Origin of the sequence: Streptomyces sp. NBC_00271 (assembly GCF_036178845.1) — a bacterium.
Classification (GTDB): domain Bacteria; phylum Actinomycetota; class Actinomycetes; order Streptomycetales; family Streptomycetaceae; genus Streptomyces.
Genome location: NZ_CP108070.1, coordinates 2,444,873 through 2,463,840 on the forward strand (window position 1 = coordinate 2,444,873; position 18,968 = coordinate 2,463,840).

Genomic DNA, 18,968 nt, shown 5'->3' on the forward strand with positions numbered 1-18,968 from the left:
GTGAGCGGGGCTTGGTGCGTTCAGCTGCACGGCGGAGGAGGGCGTCGGCGCGATGGGGGTCCCCCCTGCTCGAGCGAAGCCGAGAGCTTGGGGGAGTCGGCAACCGACGACAACACCGCCGGGGGCACCCCCTGCTCGAAGTGCTTGGGGGAGGGCGTGCCAAGCCCCGCGTCTGCGGCATGATCCGCCGGACAGGCCCTAGCCTCCCGGGTGCTCGGTGACAGCGGTAAGAAGCCAGGCTTGACGCATCCGACCGCTTCGGTCGGCTCGGCGGTCACGACAGCGCCGACTTCTCCCGCCTCCGCATGCCATCACCTCGTCGCGCAGGAACCCGACGCGCCGCTGAAAGGCCCACGATGACACAGCACGAAGCCGCTCCCACCGTCCGGCGAGTGGACGCCAAACACCGGTACGAAATCCTGGTCGTCGGCGAAACCGCCGGCCTCACCGCATACCGTGACCGCGATGACCAGCGCGTCTTCTATCACACCGAAATCGGCGACGCCTTCGCCGGTCAGGGCCTGGCCTCGCTCCTCGTCCAGCAGGCGCTGACCGACACACGCGCCGCCGGGAAACGCATCGTGCCGGTCTGCCCGTACGTGGCGAAGTTCCTCAAGAAGCACGACGAGTTCGCCGACCTGGCCGACCCCGTGACCCCAGAAGTCCTGCTGTGGCTGGAGACCGTTCATACGCGGTGACCGCCGGCTTCGGCGCCGCCGCCGTGGCGGGCGATTTCGACGCCGACGGACTGCTCGCCCCATACAAGATGGATCCCTGAAGTCGGCGCTCAGTTCTTTCTCATACCGCGTTCCGTGCATTCCGCGACAAATTCCCCAGCTATGGAATTTTAGCGTCGTTCCCAGGAAATCTGCTTCTGCAGCCATTGTGGGGGACGAAATTGATCCAGCCTCTTCCGTCGGTCATGTGCATGGTGACAGTACTTGTGAGCGTTCCGAACGAGCTGTCGACGCCGCTGCCCGCGGAGCTGCACTACGACATGAGCGACCCATACGCCGTCCGACTCTCCATCGGCGCGCCCGCGGCCAGACCCGTGGACTGGGTGTTCGCCCGCTCGCTGCTCACGGAAGGCCTGCACCGGCCCACCGGCACCGGAGACGTGCTGGTGATTCCCCGGCATCGCTGCCATCCCGGCTCCGTACGCATTGTGTTGAGGTCGGGCGCCGGTGTGGCGCAGGTCGACATCGCGGCGTCCGCGGTCGCCGCGTTCCTGCGGCGGACGGTGTCGCTCGTGCCCCCGGGGGCCGAGAGCCTTCACGTCGACTTGGACCGTGTCCTCGACGAGCTCACCGACAGGCAGGACTGAGATGCGCCTGGAACTCGGCCTCTGAGACCGCCGGTGTTCACTATGGCGTGTTGCCGAGCGGGGCATCGGGCTTGACCTGGTCGGCAGCGGTGGCGCCAGTCTCTGCCTCCGTCTCGGGCACGACAGGACCCTCGGCGGCATCGAAGGCATGGGTCACCTCCGGGACAGTGCCCGGTACGAGCAGGCTGCGGGCCCGTTCTTCGTGACGGCGGTCGGTGGCCGTGACCCGGCTGTGGTGCTGGGCGAGGTGCTCCGCCCATGAGGCGACCAGGTAGTTCTCGATGAACCGGTCCGGATCGTTGCCGTCCTGGTAGAGGCCCCAGGTAAGGGCTCCCGTGCGGCGGCGCGAGCGGGCCACATTGTCCATGCAGTCGGTGAAAGCGGCCCTGTTCCCGGGGCCGACCCGGTAGGCGACGGAGACCAGCACGGGGCCGTCGGCGGGGCCGGGTTCGAACAGCAGGGGCGGAACCGGCCAGTGGTCGGACGGAGTCGGATCGATGGCGTCCGTGCCGTGCAGCGGCCAGCGGCGCACGGTCACCGCGCCGGCCACGAGCAGTCCGCTGCCGACCAGGAGCGAGACGGTCAGGCCCAGCCCATCGGCCAGCGCGCCCCACAGGGGTGCCGCCAGTGCCTGCCCGCCCTGGAAGACCAGGAGGTAGACGGCGAGTCCCCGGGCCCTGACCCAGCCGGGCAGCCGCGTCTGGAGGGCCGTGTTGAGGGTGGACAGTACGCCGATCCAGGCCAGTCCGGCGGGCAGTAGCGCGCCCACCGCGAGCCAGGGGAGCCGGGTGGTGGCCAGCACCGCGAGCACGGCGGCGAAGACGAGGGCCCCCGCGGCCAGAGTGCCGTTGGCGCCGAGAGCGCGGCGGACGGCAGGCAGTACGAAGGCCCCGCCGACGGCTCCGGCACCGACCGCGCCGAGCAGCAGCCCGTACCCTCCCGAGCCCAGGCCCAGGGAACGGCTCGCGACCAGGGGAAGCAGTGACCACAGCGCGGCGCCGCCGGGTATGAACAGCAGCGTACGCAGCAGGACTCGGCGGACTCCGGGCGCATTCCACACGTAGCGGCGGCCCGCGTGCAGAGCCGTCAGAAGCTTCTCGCCCTGAGCCGTGGGCGCTTGGGTCCTGGGCCGCCGCCAGAACATGAGAACGGCCGCGATACCGAGGTAGGACGCGGCGTTGAAGGCGAATACCCAGCCCGCGCCCGCCGCCGCGACCACCGCTCCACCGATTGCCGGACCGACGGCGCGTGCCAGGTTCATGTTCACGGCGCCGAGCGCGGCCGCCTGTCCCAACTGGCGGCGCTCCACGAGCTCCGGCTGGATCGCCTGCCAGGCCGGGCCCATCAGCGCGGTGCCGCATCCCAACAGGAAGGTGAGGCCGAGCAGCAGCTCCGGGGTGAGCGCGTCCGCGAACGCCAGGACGGTCAGCGCGGTGGAGACGGCGAGCATGGCGAACTGGGCGACCAGCAGCACCGTACGACGGTCGTAGCGGTCGGCCAGCACGCCCGAGGGCAGGGCCAGCAGTACAACGGGGAGACTGGAGGCGGTCTGGACGAGCGTCACCAGCGCGGCGCCGTGCCCGACCAGCAGCCACTGGGCGCCCACCGTCTGCATCCAACTGCCGATATTGGAAACCAGTTGCGCGATCCACAGCGCGCGGAAGACGCGCGCCGCGAGCGGGGCCCAGGGCGAATCCGCATCTGGGCGGTCTTTCGGTGACGGTGCAGTGCTCATGCTGGTCCATACCGGATCGAGAACGCAGGCGCCTCGCATCCGACAATGTCTCAGGCGCCGTGTGGGCATAGCCGGTGCTCACGGTAGGGCGCTCCGGTGTACCCCTGTTGCCCGCCAGTGCACTGTCTTCGGCCCGGAAGCGAACTGCGGTCGCGCTGCGTCCCGCGAAGTGCGCTGCGGGGACACGAGCGATGCGCACAGGGGCAAAGGGTGCCCACCGGCCGACCCTACGGTGGCCTCGGAAGCCGGGGAAACGCCGGGACGAAATGCCGACCGCTACAAGCCGCTACCGGCGGAGGAGCTCGGTCATCGTTCACGCCCACGGGGCCTCGCGCCCTGTCGTGGTGTCACCGCCGGAGGGCCAATGGCCCAACCTCGTAGGCAATTCCGCCAGGGTTGCCGGACCGACCCGAATCGACCAGAGGAGACCCCGTGGCCTCGCCCGCAGTGGTGGAGATCTCGCGATGGCAGTTCGCCATCACAGCGGTCTTTCACATGAGCTTTCCCGCGCTGACTGTCGGACTCTCCGTCTTCTTGGCCGTGATGTACACGGCCCACCTCAGGACCGGAAATCCGCTGTACCTTCAGATATTCCGTTTCTGGAAGAAGATATTCGCCGTCGGATTCGGCCTCGGTGTAGTCGCCGGAACCGTCATGACCTTCGAATTCGGTCTCAACTGGGGAAGCTACGCTCACGCGGTCGGCCCGATCCTCGGTGTCACGATCGGAATGGAGGTCATCACGGCCTTCTTCCTGGAGGCCGGGTTCATCGGCATCATGCTGTACGGCGACGGCCGGGTGCGTCCTCGGACCATGGCGCTGGCCTGCTGGATGCTCGTCCTCGGCACGCTGCTGTCCACGACGTGGATCCTCTCCGCCAACAGCTGGATGCAGGACCCCGTGGGGTTCACCGAGGTCAACGGCCAGTTCCGGGCGAGCAACTGGTGGCACGTGCTGTTCAACCCGGCGTTCTCCTACCGGTATCCGCACATCCTGTTGGCGGTACTGATCAGTGCCGGTTGGTTCATCGGCGGGATCGCCGCCTGGTACCTGGTCAAGCGGCGAGCGCTGCCCTTCGCGCGTCGCACGCTGTCGATCGCTCTCGGGGTGCTGGCCGTCCTGATGCCCGTACAGCTGTACGTGGGCGATGCCACCGCCGCGTTCATGGGTGCACACCAGCCCGCGAAACTCGAAGCCTTCGAGGGCAACTGGAAGACCGACAACAACGGCTACAACCTGCTCGTGGTGCCCGACACGGACAAGGGCGAGAACAAGTTCCATGTCGAGATACCGCACCTGGGCGCCGTCATCGGCAAGGACCTGTCCGGCAAGGCAGAAGTCCCCGGACTGCTGCAGACGCCGAAGGACGACCGCCCCAACATGTGGTCCGCCTTCTACGGCTTCCGGGCGATGTACTTCACCGCGCTGGCGATGTTCGGCATGGCCTTCGCCGGGCTGGTGTTGCGGCTGCGCGGCAGGCTGTACACGGCCCGGCGGTTTCTCCGGCTGATGGTCTGGATGGCCCCCGCCGGTGTCGTGGCCATCAGCGGCGGCTGGATCACCGCGGAGACGGGCCGACAGCCCTGGGTCGTCTACGGCCTGATCCGGACCAGTGACGCCGTCTCGCACCTCTCCCTCGGCGCGGCGCTCGCGAGCCTCATCGGCTTCGTCACCGTCTACGCGCTGCTGCTCGGGCTGTGGATCCGCTACATCGTCCGCACGGTGCGGACCGGCCCCGAGCACCTGGTGACCGACGCCGACACCACTGTCCACCCCCCGGAGGTCAGCCATGCTTGAGTACGCGTCATACGGCTTGGTCCTGCTCGCACTCGGCGCCTATGTGCTACTCGACGGCTACGACCTGGGCATCGGCATCCTGAGCCTGTTCGACCGCAGCGACCGGCGGCGCAAGGAGGACAACGAGCTGATCGCGACCGCCTGGGACGCCAACGAGAGCTGGATCATCCTGGCGGGCGTGGCTCTGTGGGCGGGCCTGCCCGGTGTCTACGCCACTGTGCTGCCGGGCGTCTACCTGCCGCTCGTGGTCATGCTGCTGGCGATCGTGCTGCGCGGCACGGCCATCGAGCTGCAGAGCGCCGCCCCCGGCTATCGGCGCGGCTGGGGCCTCGTCTTCGGAATCTCGTCCCTGGTGGCCACTGTGTGCCAGGGCCTCGTGGCCGGAGGCGTCCTGTCCGGACTGTCCCACCGCGGTGGGGTGTTCACCGGGGGCACCTGGGACTGGCTGACGCCCTACAGCGTGCTGTGCGCCCTGGGGCTGGTGGCCGTCTACCTGCTTGCAGGTGCCGCATGGCTGCAGGACAAGACCACGGGCACCGCCCACGACCGCGCGGGCCGACTGGGCCGACCGCTGCTCGTGGCGGTCGCGGCGGCCGGCCTGGTCCTGGGATTCGGGCTCCGCGTCGCCGACCCGCAGCATCTGCGCTTCGACCAGCCGCTCCGCGCGGGCCTGTTCGGGCTCGCGGTGGCGGTGGCGGTGGTCTGTGCGGCGATCGCCTGGTACGGCTTCGGCCGCCGGCCGGACTGGCGTCCGTTCGTCGCCGTGGCCGGTACGGAGGCCGCAGGGCTGCTCGCGATCGTCGCCGCCACCGCACCCGTCGTCGTCCCGCCCGACCTGACCGTGCACGCCGCGGCCAGCCCGCACGGTTCGCAGCTGTTCCTGCTCATCGGGGTGGGCGGCTGCATGCCGGTCGTCCTCACCTACAACATCTACGCGTGGTGGGTCTTCCGCGGGAAGTTCGCCCAGCCAACGGCCGACACCGAAGCGGCGGTCCCGTCCGACAGCACGACTGCCGCGGAGCGGCCCACGGCGGTGGCGTCGGCCACGGGAGACGGTCCGTGGGCGGCCGTCGTCGTCCGGCGCGTGCTTCTGACCCTCCTGGCCGTCGCGGTGGCCGCCGTCTCCCAGGACATCTTCGGTGACGTGCGCGCCTGGATCGACCCGGCCGGTGTCGCCGTCTTCTCCGTCACCGCACTCGCCCTCTGGATCCGGTCCGACCGCCGCTCCGCAGCCGCAGGTGATTTCAACCTCCAGGCAGCCGAGAAGTGACCGACATCCCCGACCAGCTCGCCCGGCTCGGCCGGGACGACGAAGGTCAGCAGCGGACAGCCGGGCTGCTGACCGCATGGGCAGCAGTCGGCGAACCGGCGTTCCGGCGAGCCGGCACACTGCGGGGACTCGCGGCCGCGGGGCATGTCCTGTGGGCCGCTGGGCTGGGCAGGGCGGCCCAGGCCGCCCTGCGCGCCCCGCACGGGGGCGTTGCCCTGGCTCCGGTGCTCTCCGGTACGGCGCTGGTCGCCGCGGGTCTGCTGCTGCGCGCGGTCCTGCTGGCGTCGGCCGACCGGGTCGCCGACGAGGGAGCGGCCGCCGTCCAGGACCACCTGCGTGCCCGCCTTCTCCAGGCCGCGCTTCCGACAGTCGGCGCGCCCCGCGCGGAGATGTCCGACGCCGCTCTCGGTGAGGCGCTCGACAGCGAGGTGGGCAGGCTGAACCAGTGGTTGACGACGTACGTCCCCGCCCGGCGGGCGATGCTGCTGGGCAGCGGCATCGTCCTGGCCGCCGTGACGGCCGGCAGTTGGGCCGTGGCGCTGATGCTGGTGCTGGCGACCCCGCTTCTGCCGTTCAACCTGAAGGTGATCGGCCTGGGCACCCGCGCCGCCGTGCACGCCCAGCTCACCGCAACCCGCACGCTGAGCACCCACCTGCTGGACCAACTGCGCGGACTGCCCACACTTGTCGGCCTCGGGGCCGGCGAGGAAGCAGTACGGGCAACCGAAGCAGCCGACAGGGAACTGGCCGGGCGCACTCAGACCGTACTGCGGGTGGCCTTCCTTTCGACCGCCTGGATCGAGCTCCTCATCACGGTGGCCATGGCTGTCGTCGCGACGTACTGCGGGCTCGCCCTACTCGGCTACCTCGACCTGCCGGTGGTCCCGTCCAGCATGAGTCTGGGCACCGCGCTGTTCGTGCTCGTCCTGACACCGGCGTACTTCGCCCCCGCCCGGGAACTCGCCCGCGGCTACCACGCCCGTGCCGAGGCAGCCGCGGCTGCCGAGCTGCTCTCGGAGATCGTCGACCACGCTCCGGTTGCGGCGGTCGACGGTCCCCCGGCGCGAGTACCCGCCTCACACCGTCCGAGTCGGCCGGGTCCGGCCGGTGTGATCCTGGACGACGTCGGGGTTCGGTACCCGGGTCGCGACGAAGCGGCCCTGGACAGCGTCACCCTGACGGTCCGGCCGGGTTCGATCGTGGCCATCGGCGGGCCCAGCGGCGCCGGCAAGACCACCCTGCTCTCCGTTGCGGCAGGCCTGCGCGAACCGGACCGCGGGCGGTGCCTGCACACCACCGGTTCCGAAGTCCTGCCCGCCTCAACCGCTCTGACAGTGTGGGCCGGCCAGCCCTCCTACCTCCTCCCGGGAACGCTCCGCGACAACTTGCTGCTGGCCCGCCGTAACGCCGGCGACGAGCAACTGACCGCGGCATTCGCGGCACTGGGCTTCGAGGACCTACTGGCCGCACTCCCCCAGGGCCTGGCGACCCGGGTCGGGGAGCGCGGCTGGGGACTGTCCTCCGGACAGATGCAGCAGCTGGTGCTGGTCCGCGCGCTGCTCCGCGACACGCCACTGCTGTGCCTGGACGAACCCACGGCCCATCTGGACCCGGGCGGCGAGGCCCGCGTCATCGCCGCCATTCGGACACTTTCGCGCAGTCGCACCGTGCTGCTCACGACACACAGCCCGGCGCTGCTCGAAATCGCCGACGACATCGTTCGGTTGAACCAGGGACGGGCGTCCCGGATCAGGGAGACGGTGTGACCGCGTTCAGGCTGCTGTGGACGGCGGCGGACCGCGGGGTACGGCGCGACCTGCTGTTCGCGGCGGTGCTCGCCGGGACCGCCGAACTCTGCGCCGCCGGCCTGCTGGGCGTGTCCGGCTGGTTCCTCACCTCCTGCGCGGTGGTCACCGCACAGGCGAACACCACCTGGTCGTGGATGTACCCCTCGGGGACGGTCCGCGCGCTCGCCCTGGGCCGCACCGGTCTGCGCTACTCGGAGCGCCTGGTCAGCCATGGCGCCCTGCTCGGCGCGACCGTCTCGCTGCGCTCACGGCTGGTCCGCGCCGCGACCACCGTGCCGACGCGCGAACTGCGCAACCAACGTGACGGCGCCCTGATGACCCGGCTCACCAGCGACGTCGGCGCCGTGGGCGGGATGGCCGGCCAGGTCGTCCCGCCGCTGGCCGGCATCGGCCTGACCGCCACCGTCGTCGTCACTCTGCTCCTGGTGGCGAGTCCGCCGGCAGGCGCGGCCGAACTGCTGCTGCTCGCGCTCTCCGCAGCCACGGCAGTGGCCGCCGAGCGGCGGACCCGCGGCCATCAGCAGACGGCCGCAGAAGCGTGGGCCACTGCACGCACCGCGCTGCTCAGCGGGCGCTCCGCACTTCCGGAACTGCGCTGCCTGGACGCGGTCGATCTGGTCCGCGATCAGGTCGCGCACGCGGTCGGCCGGGCCCGGCGGGCCGAGGACGCGGTCGCGTCGGTGATGCGCCGGGCCCGGCTCCGGCTGCGGCTGCTCGCCATGGCCGGCCAGACGGCGGTGCTGCTCCTGGCTCTGTCAGGTGCTGTGTTCACCCAGCCGACTGCCGACGCCATCGGCGAGGTGCTGCTGGTCGCGGCCGCGTACGAGCTGATGGAGACGCTCCCTCAGGTGCTCCGCGACCAAGGCCTGGCAACCGACTCCGCCCTGCGGCTGACGGATCTGGCCGGCGGCACGCTCCCCGAGGGGCCGGGGACCGCATCCCCTGCGACGCCGCAGCGTGCCGGGCCGAAAAGTGCCCTGGTGGCCCACGAGCTGCCCGTGGGCGTAGGCCAAGACCGCACCCTGTGGTCCGCGGTGATCGCGCCCCGCAGCGTCGTTGTGGTCACCGGGCCCAACGGCAGCGGGAAAAGCACCGTGTTGGAGACCCTGGCGGGACGCATCACCCCTGCCGCCCCCGGGGCGGTGCTCCTCGGTGGCGTGCCCATCGAGTCCCTGCCCGCCGGCGCGATCGCCGATACGCTCACCCTCGTCGAGGCGGAAGACTGGATCGCCGAAGCGACCATCGCCGAGAACCTGCGGCAGGCCGCCCCCGGCGCGGACGACGACACACTCCGGGCCGCGCTGGCGGCCGCGGCCCTGGAGCTTCTCCCCCTCCACACCCCGACGGGCCCGCTGGGCAGTGCTCTCTCTCAGGGCCAGCGACGCCGGCTGGTGATCGCGAGAGCGATCCTGCGGGCACCCGCGGTCCTCCTGCTCGACGAACCGACGGCCGGCCTCGACGTCCGAACGGCGGTACGGATGCTGAAGGGTGTCCGCCTCGCCCTGCCGGACAGCGCCCTGGTGATCGCCCTGCCGGACCGGCACCACGACCTGATGCCCTTTGCCGCCACCCGCATTCTGCGGCTGAAGCCCACTTCTCAGGCAGCAACCGTCGAGTAGCCGGGGCCGGAGAGCGATGTGCCGCCCCGGGCGAAGACGGTGACAGTCATCGCCCGGGGCGGCGGCTGCTGCCGAGGATCAGCGGTCGTCGCCCTGGTGGAGTTCGGCCACGTAGCCGCCGGGGAACTGCACCATCGCGCTGGTGCGGGCCCGGGAGGTGTACGGGCCCCACAGCACCTTCGCGCCCGCGGCCTCGGCCTTGTGCACGGTCGACGTGAGGTCCTTCACCGCGTAGCCGGTGGTCTCCCGCCCGAACGGGTACGGCAGATGCCCATCGGTCACGCTGACCACCGTGTTGCCGAAGGGCGAGCCGATGGCGATGCGGCGGTACGTCTCGTCGGGGATACCGATCCGACCACCGTCGGCGGCCCGGTCGTCGGAGACGATCCGGCCACCGGTGAATCGCAGGTACGACGCGAGGAACGCACGCGCCGAGTCCCGTGTCAGGTAGAGGCGGTTGTCCGGCACCGTCTCCAGCGGTGCGTAGGACGGAGCCTTGGTGTGCCAGTACAGCTGGGCGTTGACGCCGCCCGGGAACTGGACGACCGCGTCCCGGCCGATGGGGTCGTCGAAGGGCGCGACGACGACGTCCGCCCCGCTCTCCCGGGCCAGCCGGAGGCCCTTGTCGAAGTCGCTCATGAGCCATCCGGTGCGTTCGGCACCGAACGGGTAGGGAACCGGCGTCTGGAAGTCGAAGACGGACAGGGTGCCGACAGATGAGAGAACCAGTTCCGACAGCGTGGTGCTCGGCGTCGGCGTGACGTCCGTGACCGCCTTGGCCGTGTTGGTGCCGCCGAAGGTCGCCTCCCAGCAGGTGACGAACGCATCCATCGCGCCGGGGGTGACATAGACGTGCGTGGTGTCGTACTGCGGACCGACCGCCGTGGTCACGACTGGGAGCACGGCAGCGGCGGGCCGGTTCTGAGCCGACGACGGAGCCGCGAATCCCCCAACGCCCACCACCAGCAATAACGCGGGCAGCAGCCGCACGATCGCCCTGCGCTTCTTCATCTGTCGTTCCTCTCCATCGAGTTCGTCGGGAATGAACCGAAGGAAAAATAGGCACCGAGGGCGGCAGCGGTTGTTCTCACAGCGCACCGGGCCTCGACTGTCCGGGCACGGCCCACCTGCTTGCCCGCGAGGTGCGCCGTACGGGCGCTACCGGGCAGGAGGCGGTGCGCTGGAGGACAACGGGCGGTGGGAGGTCCGCTCTACCGTGCTGATCCGCACCCATGTCACTCAAAGAGAACGTCGAGACTCATGACTGAAGCCGCACCCGGCCGACGGCCGACCGGAACCGTGCCACCCCGACTCCGGCAGCGATCGCAGGACACAGCGCCCTTGAGTGCCTTCTCACGGCGGTGTTGCTCTTTGGTGTGGTGACGATTGTCCGCTGGGTCGCGGGGCCCTCTCCGGTCTCCGACGCGATCCCGCAGATCCACCAGAAACTGCTGATCATCGGTCTGTGTGTGGGCCTGCTTCTCGTGGCGCTCATCCGCAGCCGACCGGGGCGGATCTCGGGAGGGCACCTCAACCCGGCGCTCTCCCTGGCCATGTGGCGCCTCGGAGTCTTCCGAGGCGCGTCGGTCCTTCCGTACATCGCGGCCCAGCTCGTCGGGTCCGTGGTCGGGGTGTCCGCCGCGCGCGCACTGTGGGGTCCGACGGTCGGAATCCCGCCGGTGAGGGATGCCGCGTTGCAACCCGGCCCCGGCTGGTCCGCGGGCGGGCTGTTCGTGGCCGAGGCCGTCAGCGTGGGGGTCCTCGTCTACCTCGTCGGGCTGTTCCTGCGGTTCCCAAAACTGGCCCCCCTGGGTCCCTGGTTGGTCGGCTTCCTGATCTGCGCTGCGATCGCCCTGCTGGGAACCCTCACAGGAGGATCGGAAAACCCGGCACGCCAGTTCGGGCCGGCCGTGGTCTCCGGGCGGGTCGGTTTCCTGTGGGTCTACCTGCTCGCCCCCATGATGGGGGCCGCGGTTGCCGCCGAAGTCCTGAACAGGGCGCACAGCCGTCACACCGTGCTGACCCACCGGCTCTGCGGCACCCACGCCGACGGCTCCGCTCTGCGCGGGTCGGGATGACATGAGGTGCGGTGGCGGCGGCTCGCGCCCCGACCGGACGAGCGTGCGGCCGTGGAGCAACAACCGGACGCAGGCGGCCTCGGCCACCGCCCGAGCGAGCCCCCACCCAACGGCGATCACTGGCCCGAAGAGCGCGTTCGAGGAGTACCTCACGGACTGGCGGTTCGGCGAAGACTGGCGGCCGGTGGTCGAGCGTCCAGGCCCGCGTCACGAGCCGGCCCATTGGGGTGCCGGCGCCTGAGGACTTTCGCGTGGACTTCCCTGTCGACGTCCTGCGGGCGGACGGCCTTCTGGTGTGGGATCAGCACCTGCCTGGGCGGCCGGATCGACCGTGCGGGTCTGCGCTGCGGCACCCTGAACCCCCACAAGCCAGGAGACCATCTCGACGGCCGCTTCGTCCTTCTTGGCGAAGGAAGATCCCTTTCTGACCACGCGGGGCGACGCGGCCAGTGCTGATGTACGCGTCGGCCCCTCGTCCGTGATTCGGACGAGGGGCCGACGCCCCGTTCATGACTGCGGTCTGATCCAGGCGGCGTCCGAGGCCGAAAGGCGTTGGGTGACCAGGGAGGTCACCGAGAGCAGCACCAGCGCCAGGCCCAGGGTGAGGGCGAGTTCGGCGTGTAGCAGGAGCGCGGCACCGGCGAGGGCTCCGAGGAACATGGCCAGCACGGACAGGATCCGTCGCCCGGGCCGCGGTGCCGTCCCGCCGGCCAGGGCGGAGTCCGCGGCCAGTCCCGTCAGGGTGAGGGTCAGGACGGTCGTGGTCAGGTCGGGGACGCCGAGGCGCCGGGCGACCGCGTTCTGTTGTCCCATGGCGAGGCCGAGGAGCACGATCAGGGTGTACTGGACCGTGGTGGTCACTCTGCCGTGGGTCGCCGCGGCCGTGACGACGGCAGCGGCGACGAGCACGACCTGCAGCGCCGTGGCAATGGTCAGCAGCCGCCCGCGGTGTGCCGCGAACCGGGTGCCGAGCCGTCCACCCGCCAGCGCGCCGACGAGGAACGCGGCCATCGCCACGACGGAGGCGAGCTCGGACAGACCCTTGGCCCCCGCCAGCGCGAACCCGAGGAAGACCACGTTGCCGGTCATGTTGGCGACGAAGACGTGCCCGAGCGCCAGATAGCTCACGGCGTCGACGAGACCGGTCACCGCGGTCAGCGTCAGCATGAGAGGTGGCAGCGGGCCGTGCCGGTCTCCCCGGGGCGGGGCCAACGTGCGGGCCGCGTCAGTCAGCAGCTTGTACATGCGGGGGCCTCCTGCCGGGAGCGGGCGGGCGGTGCAGTACCACCCGGGTGAGCAGTCCGCTGGCCGGGCCGATCACGATCACCGCGACGGAGACCCACAGCGGCCAAGGGGTCAAGCCGAGGACGTGGTCGACCGACCAGCGCCCGGGACCGGTGAGCGCCAGCACCGCGGAGACGACGACGAGGATCATCGGGTACTCGTAGCCGTCGTTCTGCACCCAGAGCCCGTTGTGCCACTTGACCGTGCCCGCGACCGTCATCACCCCCATGGCGGCCATCGCCGCCGCGGGACTGAGCAGACCGGCCGCCAGGAACAGGCCGGCGCCGACCTGGCTGCCGCCCGCAGCGAGCGCGGTGAGCCGGCCGCCGCGGAAGCCGTCGTGCCTGAACTCCTCGGTTCCGCCCGCCAAGCCGTTGCCCCCCAGCCAGAAGCTGACCTTCTGCACTCCATGCCCCGCGATGAGAAGACCCGCCACCAGCCGGAGCACCAACAGTCCGGTATCCACTACGTTCCTGCCTGTTCCTGACGTTCCGTCAATGGCCTGAGTGAAGAGGTCAGCCGGCCGCGTGAGCGCCGATGACCGCCTGGGCGTAGACGAGGCCGAGGCCGTAGGCGCCGCCGTGCTCCTTGACCACGTCGCCCACGGCGGCGTACGTCTCGGTGCGAGCCCAGTCGCGCTGGAGCTCCAGCAGCACCTGCACCCAGGTCACCGGGACCGCGCCGCCCTGGACCATGCGCTGGATCGCGTGCTCGTGGGCCTGCGGGCTGACACCGCCGGACGCGTCGGTGACCACGTAGACCTCGTAGCCCTGGGCGATGGCGGAGAGCGCCGGCAGGACGACGCATACCTCGGTCCACAGGCCGGCGATGACGAGCTTCTTGCGGCCGGTCGCCTTGACCGCCTCGACGAAGGCGAGGTCCTCCCAGGCGTTCATCGTGCTGCGGTCGATGATCTTCTTCTCGGGGAAGACGGCCGCCAGCTGCGGCATGATCGGACCGGAGAAGGACTCGGCGGCCACCGTGCTCAGCACGACCGGCACGTCGAACACCCTTGCGGACTTCGCCAGGCCCAAGGTGGAGTTGATGATGGCGGTGCGATCGCCGCTGCCCGTGCCGAAGAACATCTGCGGCTGGTGGTCCACGAACAACACCGCGCAGTTGTCCGGGGTGAGCAGGTCCGGGCTGGGGGCGGCGGTGACCTCGGCGATGTTGGCCATGAGAGTGAGCCTTTCCATGTGCGACGTGATCGCGGACGGACGTCCGGTGGTGAGAGCAACCGTCCGGTGGACGGCGCGAGTTGGGGTGGTGTCCCGGGAGGGGCGGCTCATGGCCGGCCCCTCCCGGGAGATCAGAGCGAGAAGCAGGGGTCGAAGAACGAGCTCGCGGATTCGGGGGTGAGCCCTCGTCGGGCGCGCCACTGGCGGTGCTGCTCCGACTCGGCGACGGCCTGTCCGAGCAGTTCGGCCTGGCGGGCGCCCGACAGGCCCGTGCCGGGCGAGGCCTGGTAGCCGCCGAAGTGCGCCACCGGGCTCCACTCGGGGCTGACCGGCGGCAGCTCCTCGTCCAGGCCCTCGTACTCGGCGGTGGCATAGACGATCCGGCCGCCGACTACCGTCAGCAGGGACTCGATGTGCGCGATGTCCGGCTCGGGCACGGTGAAGTAGTCCTCGGACAGGACGGCCAGGTCTCCGAAGCAGCCCGGCCGCAGGATGCCCTTGAGTCCCTCCTCGCCGCTCAGCGCGGCACCCGCTTCGGTGAACATCGCCAGCGCGGTCCGGCGGTCCACCCGGTTGTGCGGCGGGCGGACGACCAGGTCTCCGACGGTGCGGCCGGTGACCAGCCAGTGCAGGGCGACCCAGGGGTTGTAGGTGGAGACCCGGGTGGCGTCGGTGCCGGCGCCGACGGTCAGGCCGCGTTCCAGCATGGCCCGGATCGGCGGGGCGTCCGCGGCGGCACCGGGACCGTAGCGGCGTACGAACGCCTCGCCCTGGAAGGACAGCCGGTTCTGCACGGACATGGCGCCGCCGAGGGCGGCGATGCGGTCCAGGCTGTCCGCGGAGACGGTTTCCGCATGGTCGAACAGCCACCTGTTTCCGGCCGGGAAGAGCCCCTCCGCGGCGAGCTTCTCGAACACCGCGAGGTCCCTGCGGATGGTCTCGTCATAGGTGGCGTGCAGCCGGAAACCCCAGCCGCTCTCCATGAGGAGGCGCACGGCCTTCTCGAATTCCGCCTCGTAGTCGCCGTGTTCCGGGCGCGGCTGGGCGAAGTTCTCGAAATCCGCCGCCGCCCAGGTGAGGTTCTCGCCCGCGCCGTTGAGGCGCAGCCATTCGTCCCCGTCCTCGGGGTCGGCCATTTCGATCCAGCGGGTCAGGTCGTCGATTTCCTGACCGGCGGTCTGCGGGAAGAGGTGGTAGGCGATGCGCAGCGACAGTTGACCCGTCTTCGCCAGTTCGACGACGGTGCTGTAGTTGTCGGGGAAGTTCTGGAATCCCCCGGCCGCGTCGATCGCCGATGTGAGTCCGAACCTGTTCAGTTCCCGCAGGAAGTGACGGGTGGAGGTCTTCTTGTCCTCGCCCTCCAGCACCGGGGCCTTGGCCAGGGTCGAGTAGAGGATCAGGGCGCTGGGTGCGGCCAGCAGCATGCCCGTGGGTTCACCGTCCCTGCCCCGTACTATCTGACCGCCTCTGGGGTCGGGGGTGTCCCGCGTGAATCCGGCGGCCTTGAGCGCCGCCCGGTTGAGGACCGCCGACTGGTACAGGTGCAGGACGAACACCGGGGTGTCCGGCGCGGCGGCGTTCAGCTCGGCGACGGTCGGCAGCCGCCGTTCGGCGAACTGCTCGGCCGACCATCCGCCCACAACCCGCACCCACTGGCCCTTGGGCGTGCGTGCGGCCTGCTCACGCAGCATCGCCAGGCCCTGGCGCAGCGTGGAGACACCGTCCCAGCGCAATTCCAGTACGTAGTTGAGCCCGCCTCGGATGACATGCAGGTGCGCGTCGTTGAGGCCGGGTATCAGTCGGCGGCCCAGGGCGTCGACCACCTTCGTCGCCGGGCCGACCTGGGGAGCGACGTCGTTGTCGTCGCCGACAACCGTGATGACACCGTCGCGGACGGCGATCGCTTCGGCCTGTGGGCGGACCGGGTCTCCGGTGTGGATCTTCGCGTTGCGGACGACCAGGTCCGCGGCGTCGTCGGTGGCGCGGGGAACCAGCCCACCGACCGGCATCGTGGACACCTTTCGACAACCTCCTGCGGGATGAACGGCGTCGATTTCATCGAATCGACTTTCCATGTGAACGACAGCGGCGGGTGGAAGAGAACCGGGGATGCGCGTTACCGCGCCCACGCTGAACCGACGCACCGATCCGAATTGCGGGTGGGATTTCTACGCGATGCACAGGTCCAGACCCAGGCGCCCCGCGACTGCTTCGCCGCCAGGCTATTTCGAGCCGAAGTGCCCCTGTATCCCGGCAGTGCACTGGCTGCGTCCCGACAGTGCACTGCCTCTCCGTGCACCCTGAGGCCAAGTCCGGTGCGCTCGTGGATAATTTCCACCGCCTCTGTTCCGGCCGTTCGCGGGCCGTGGGGAGTCGGCCGTGCGACGTGGGCAACGAACTGTGGGCATTGGCCGAGCCGTTGCTCCGCGTCCGTCACTCGGAGCCCGCAGGGATCCGAAGTGCCGATCTCCTCGCGATACTTGCCCTCGGGAGCGTCCGCTTCACCGGCGAAGACACCGCCCAATGACGCGGGCCCAAGCCGGGATTGGCCGCGAACCGGCAATCGAAACACACCCGTCCCGGCCGCAGGCCGAGGCGAGGGTTGCTGTGTCACAAGGCGCCTTCCTGCATCTTCTCCAGGAAGCGCGACGTCTCGTCCCACAACTCGCGCTGGATGTCAGCGCCCCGGCCCGGCGGCGGACACTGCAATGGCCTTGCATCCTTCACTGAGTAGTAGCCGCCGGTGAGAGTGGCGAAGGCCGGATCCGTGGCCAGCCGGACGATGATGCCGGCCCCGCGCCGGGGGTCCCCGATGCCCGCGCGGGTGAGCACCGTTGCCAGGACGTTGGCTCCTGGCAGATCCCGTCCGAGACCAGTGGCATTGAAGCCCGGGTCGCAGGAGGTATTGATGAGGTACCTCAACATTAAGCTGCGCAAGGAGTTCGGATGGGCGACACGGTGGGACCCGAAGAGTTGGGAATGCGCTTCTTGACCTTGTCGCATCGGGTGCGGCGGGTCGTCGACGACCGGATGGCCGACGGAGGGCTTTCCCTGGCGCGGACCAAGCTGCTGCAGGTGCTCGCCGAACAAGGCCCGACCCGCCAGTCGTCGCTGGCCCTACAACTCGGCTTCGCCGCACGCACGGTCACGGAGGCGGTGGACGGCCTCGAACGTGACGGCCTCGTGGAACGGAGCCCCGATCCGACCGATCGTCGGGCCAAGCTCGTCAACATCACCGACGCGGGGAACACGGCGTTCATCGCCGCCAGTCGGGCGGGCGGACAGGTGCTCCGGGACATCTTCGGGGTCCTCGCCGGCGATGAGCGCGAGACGCTGGCCGGTCTCCTCGAGCTGATCGACAGAGCCACCTGATCCTGATGCACGCCGATAGTGCAGTTCGTCACACCGAGATGTTCGCCGGCCGCCGATTGCCCGGCGCCGTCACGGATCAGGCGATCAACCCCGAGGTGGAGCGCTGTGTCGCGAAGCGTGCCAGTGCGACGATCGTCGAGATCGAGGGCGCGTCGCACGCCGTGACCGTGTCCCAGCCCAAGGAGGTCGCTGATCTCATCCGCGACGCGGTACGCGCGACGAGCTGACAAGGCGGCTGGCGGAACGGCGGCAGCGCGGACGGAGTCTCTGTACGGTGTCCGTCCGCGCGGCCTTTTCGTCTTTGTCCAGGGCGGGGATCCCGACGCGGGCCTGGTCACCGACGTGGCACCGTGATCACGACGGCCAGGACCGCCAGTAGCGCACCGGCAAGTAGCGCGGGTGCCGGGGACCAGGTGGCCAACAGGACACCTGCCGAGGCGACGGGAAACGGTGCCCGCTCTGCCATGTTCCTTTGGTGTGGCCGGAGGTGCACCGCCCAGACCGTGATCAGGAAGACCGCTGCCGGAACAGTGACCGCGGCTCCGGCAGCCATCGGCGAGGCCCCGGTGTGCCGAGTGACGTGGTCGGCGTACGCGGCCAGGCCGGCGCCCTCGGCGGTCGCCGAGGCGAAGATCAGGTAGTGACCGTAGGCCCAGGGGAATCTCCTGCGGTGGGCCTGGTGCGTCGTGGCCAGCAGGGTGTGCGCGGGTCTGGCGAAGTACAGCCACCACATGGCGTAGGCCATGAGCAGGCCACCGGCCGCCAGTGCGTACAGCGAACCGGTGCCGTGGTGCCGGTCGAAGGCGCTACGGACGGCGACGGTGGCGGCCGCGACGGACTCGCCGAGGACGATGAGGGTGAACAGTTCGTAGCGCTCAGCGATGTGGTGCGGATGCCAGGGCGTCATCCCGGCGGACTGTGCCCATACGGGAACGGACACTTCGGCCGCGATCATCACCACGATGCCGGGCAGCCGCACCGGCGCCGGGAGGAAGAGCAGCCCCACCCAGCCGAACTGACACGCCGTGACCCCGGCGGCGAAGCGCAGCGTGGTGCTCCGCCGGGCAGGGTCGGACAGCGCGGCGCGCAGCCAGAGCGCGGCCAGCGCCGTACGCAGCAGGACGTAGCCGAGTGTGATGACGTGCAGATCTCCGTCCTCGAACGCGCGGCGCACGCCGGCGGCGAGGACCAGGGAGCCGGTGATCTGGGCCAGCACTGTCAGCCGGTACGGGATGTCGTCCGGGTCGTAGGCGGAGGCGAACCAGGTGAAGTTCATCCACGCCCACCAGACGGTGAAGAAGACCAGCGCGAAGCGCAGGACTCCGGTGGCGTAGTCCCCCTCCGTCAGCGCCCCGTGCAGGCTCGTGGACGCCTGCGCCACCGCGACGACGAAGCACAGGTCGGAGAAGAGCTCCAGCGAGGTGGCGGACCTGTGCGGCTCGCCGGGGTTGCGGCCCACCATGGTGCGCCACCGCCTGGCACCCGGGTCCGCCTCCATGGTCG

General features: G+C 70.3%; 16 protein-coding genes and 1 pseudogene. 9 read left to right on the forward strand and 8 right to left on the reverse strand.

Annotated features, from left to right (window positions below; all coding sequences use genetic code 11):
- The first annotated feature begins 356 nt into the window (after positions 1-356).
- Positions 357-698 (forward strand): GNAT family N-acetyltransferase, encoded by a 342-nt coding sequence (locus OG798_RS11565; protein ID WP_328756917.1) that lies wholly within the window; start codon positions 357-359, stop codon positions 696-698.
- A 245-nt stretch (positions 699-943) separates the two neighbouring features.
- Positions 944-1,324: an SsgA family sporulation/cell division regulator gene (locus tag OG798_RS11570; RefSeq protein ID WP_328756918.1), complete on the forward strand. Its 381-nt coding sequence runs from the start codon at positions 944-946 to the stop codon at positions 1,322-1,324.
- Positions 1,325-1,364: 40 nt separating this feature from the next.
- On the opposite strand, the gene OG798_RS11575 is transcribed toward OG798_RS11570, so the two are convergent.
- The gene (locus OG798_RS11575) at positions 1,365-3,059 is read right to left on the reverse strand and encodes an MFS transporter (protein WP_328756919.1); all 1,695 of its coding nucleotides are present in this window, start codon (positions 3,057-3,059) and stop codon (positions 1,365-1,367) included.
- Positions 3,060-3,491: 432 nt separating this feature from the next.
- Here OG798_RS11575 and OG798_RS11580 point away from each other — a divergent pair, with 432 nt between their 5' ends.
- The 4 genes from OG798_RS11580 to OG798_RS11595 are packed head-to-tail and all read left to right on the forward strand — an operon-like array spanning position 3,492 to position 9,553.
- Positions 3,492-4,856 carry a cytochrome ubiquinol oxidase subunit I gene (locus OG798_RS11580; RefSeq protein ID WP_328756920.1) on the forward strand — a complete coding sequence of 455 codons (1,365 nt, stop codon included), beginning with the start codon at positions 3,492-3,494 and terminating at the stop codon, positions 4,854-4,856.
- Positions 4,849-6,126, forward strand: a complete 1,278-nt coding sequence (locus tag OG798_RS11585) for a cytochrome d ubiquinol oxidase subunit II (RefSeq protein ID WP_328756921.1) — start codon at positions 4,849-4,851, stop codon at positions 6,124-6,126. Before OG798_RS11580 ends, OG798_RS11585 begins: the two co-directional genes overlap by 8 nt.
- Positions 6,123-7,892, forward strand: a complete 1,770-nt coding sequence (locus OG798_RS11590) for an ABC transporter ATP-binding protein/permease (RefSeq protein WP_328756922.1) — start codon at positions 6,123-6,125, stop codon at positions 7,890-7,892. The genes OG798_RS11585 and OG798_RS11590 overlap by 4 nt, the downstream gene beginning before the upstream one ends.
- Entirely contained in the window at positions 7,889-9,553 is a 1,665-nt protein-coding gene (locus OG798_RS11595) for an ATP-binding cassette domain-containing protein (RefSeq protein ID WP_328756923.1), read from the forward strand. The genes OG798_RS11590 and OG798_RS11595 overlap by 4 nt, the downstream gene beginning before the upstream one ends.
- A gap of 78 nt (positions 9,554-9,631) precedes the next feature.
- Here OG798_RS11595 and OG798_RS11600 read toward each other — a convergent pair whose 3' ends face one another.
- Entirely contained in the window at positions 9,632-10,564 is a 933-nt protein-coding gene (locus tag OG798_RS11600) for a glyoxalase (RefSeq protein WP_328756924.1), read from the reverse strand.
- A 311-nt stretch (positions 10,565-10,875) separates the two neighbouring features.
- On the opposite strand from OG798_RS11600, the gene OG798_RS11605 reads away from it, so the two are divergent.
- Positions 10,876-11,631 carry an MIP/aquaporin family protein gene (locus OG798_RS11605; RefSeq protein WP_328760019.1) on the forward strand — a complete coding sequence of 252 codons (756 nt, stop codon included), beginning with the start codon at positions 10,876-10,878 and terminating at the stop codon, positions 11,629-11,631.
- A 507-nt stretch (positions 11,632-12,138) separates the two neighbouring features.
- Here OG798_RS11605 and OG798_RS11610 read toward each other — a convergent pair.
- The 5 genes from OG798_RS11610 to OG798_RS11630 form a co-directional block, all read right to left on the reverse strand.
- Positions 12,139-12,876 (reverse strand): YoaK family protein, encoded by a 738-nt coding sequence (locus OG798_RS11610; RefSeq protein ID WP_328756925.1) that lies wholly within the window; start codon positions 12,874-12,876, stop codon positions 12,139-12,141.
- Positions 12,857-13,381: a DoxX family protein gene (locus tag OG798_RS11615; RefSeq protein WP_328756926.1), complete on the reverse strand. Its 525-nt coding sequence runs from the start codon at positions 13,379-13,381 to the stop codon at positions 12,857-12,859. Before OG798_RS11615 ends, OG798_RS11610 begins: the two co-directional genes overlap by 20 nt.
- Positions 13,382-13,430: 49 nt before the next feature.
- Positions 13,431-14,093 carry a hydrolase gene (locus OG798_RS11620; protein ID WP_328760020.1) on the reverse strand — a complete coding sequence of 221 codons (663 nt, stop codon included), beginning with the start codon at positions 14,091-14,093 and terminating at the stop codon, positions 13,431-13,433.
- 131 nt (positions 14,094-14,224) lie between these two features.
- Positions 14,225-16,102: an amidohydrolase gene (locus OG798_RS11625; RefSeq protein WP_328756927.1), complete on the reverse strand. Its 1,878-nt coding sequence runs from the start codon at positions 16,100-16,102 to the stop codon at positions 14,225-14,227.
- 601 nt (positions 16,103-16,703) lie between these two features.
- Entirely contained in the window at positions 16,704-16,925 is a 222-nt protein-coding gene (locus OG798_RS11630) for a hypothetical protein (RefSeq protein WP_328756928.1), read from the reverse strand.
- A 114-nt stretch (positions 16,926-17,039) separates the two neighbouring features.
- On the opposite strand from OG798_RS11630, the gene OG798_RS11635 reads away from it, so the two are divergent.
- The gene (locus OG798_RS11635) at positions 17,040-17,465 is read left to right on the forward strand and encodes a MarR family winged helix-turn-helix transcriptional regulator (protein ID WP_328756929.1); all 426 of its coding nucleotides are present in this window, start codon (positions 17,040-17,042) and stop codon (positions 17,463-17,465) included.
- A gap of 65 nt (positions 17,466-17,530) precedes the next feature.
- Positions 17,531-17,692, forward strand: a pseudogene (locus OG798_RS11640) (alpha/beta fold hydrolase); the annotation flags it as partial.
- A gap of 107 nt (positions 17,693-17,799) precedes the next feature.
- Here OG798_RS11640 and OG798_RS11645 read toward each other — a convergent pair.
- Positions 17,800-18,927: a low temperature requirement protein A gene (locus OG798_RS11645; RefSeq protein WP_328756931.1), complete on the reverse strand. Its 1,128-nt coding sequence runs from the start codon at positions 18,925-18,927 to the stop codon at positions 17,800-17,802.
- Between the last annotated feature and the right edge of the window lie 41 nt (positions 18,928-18,968).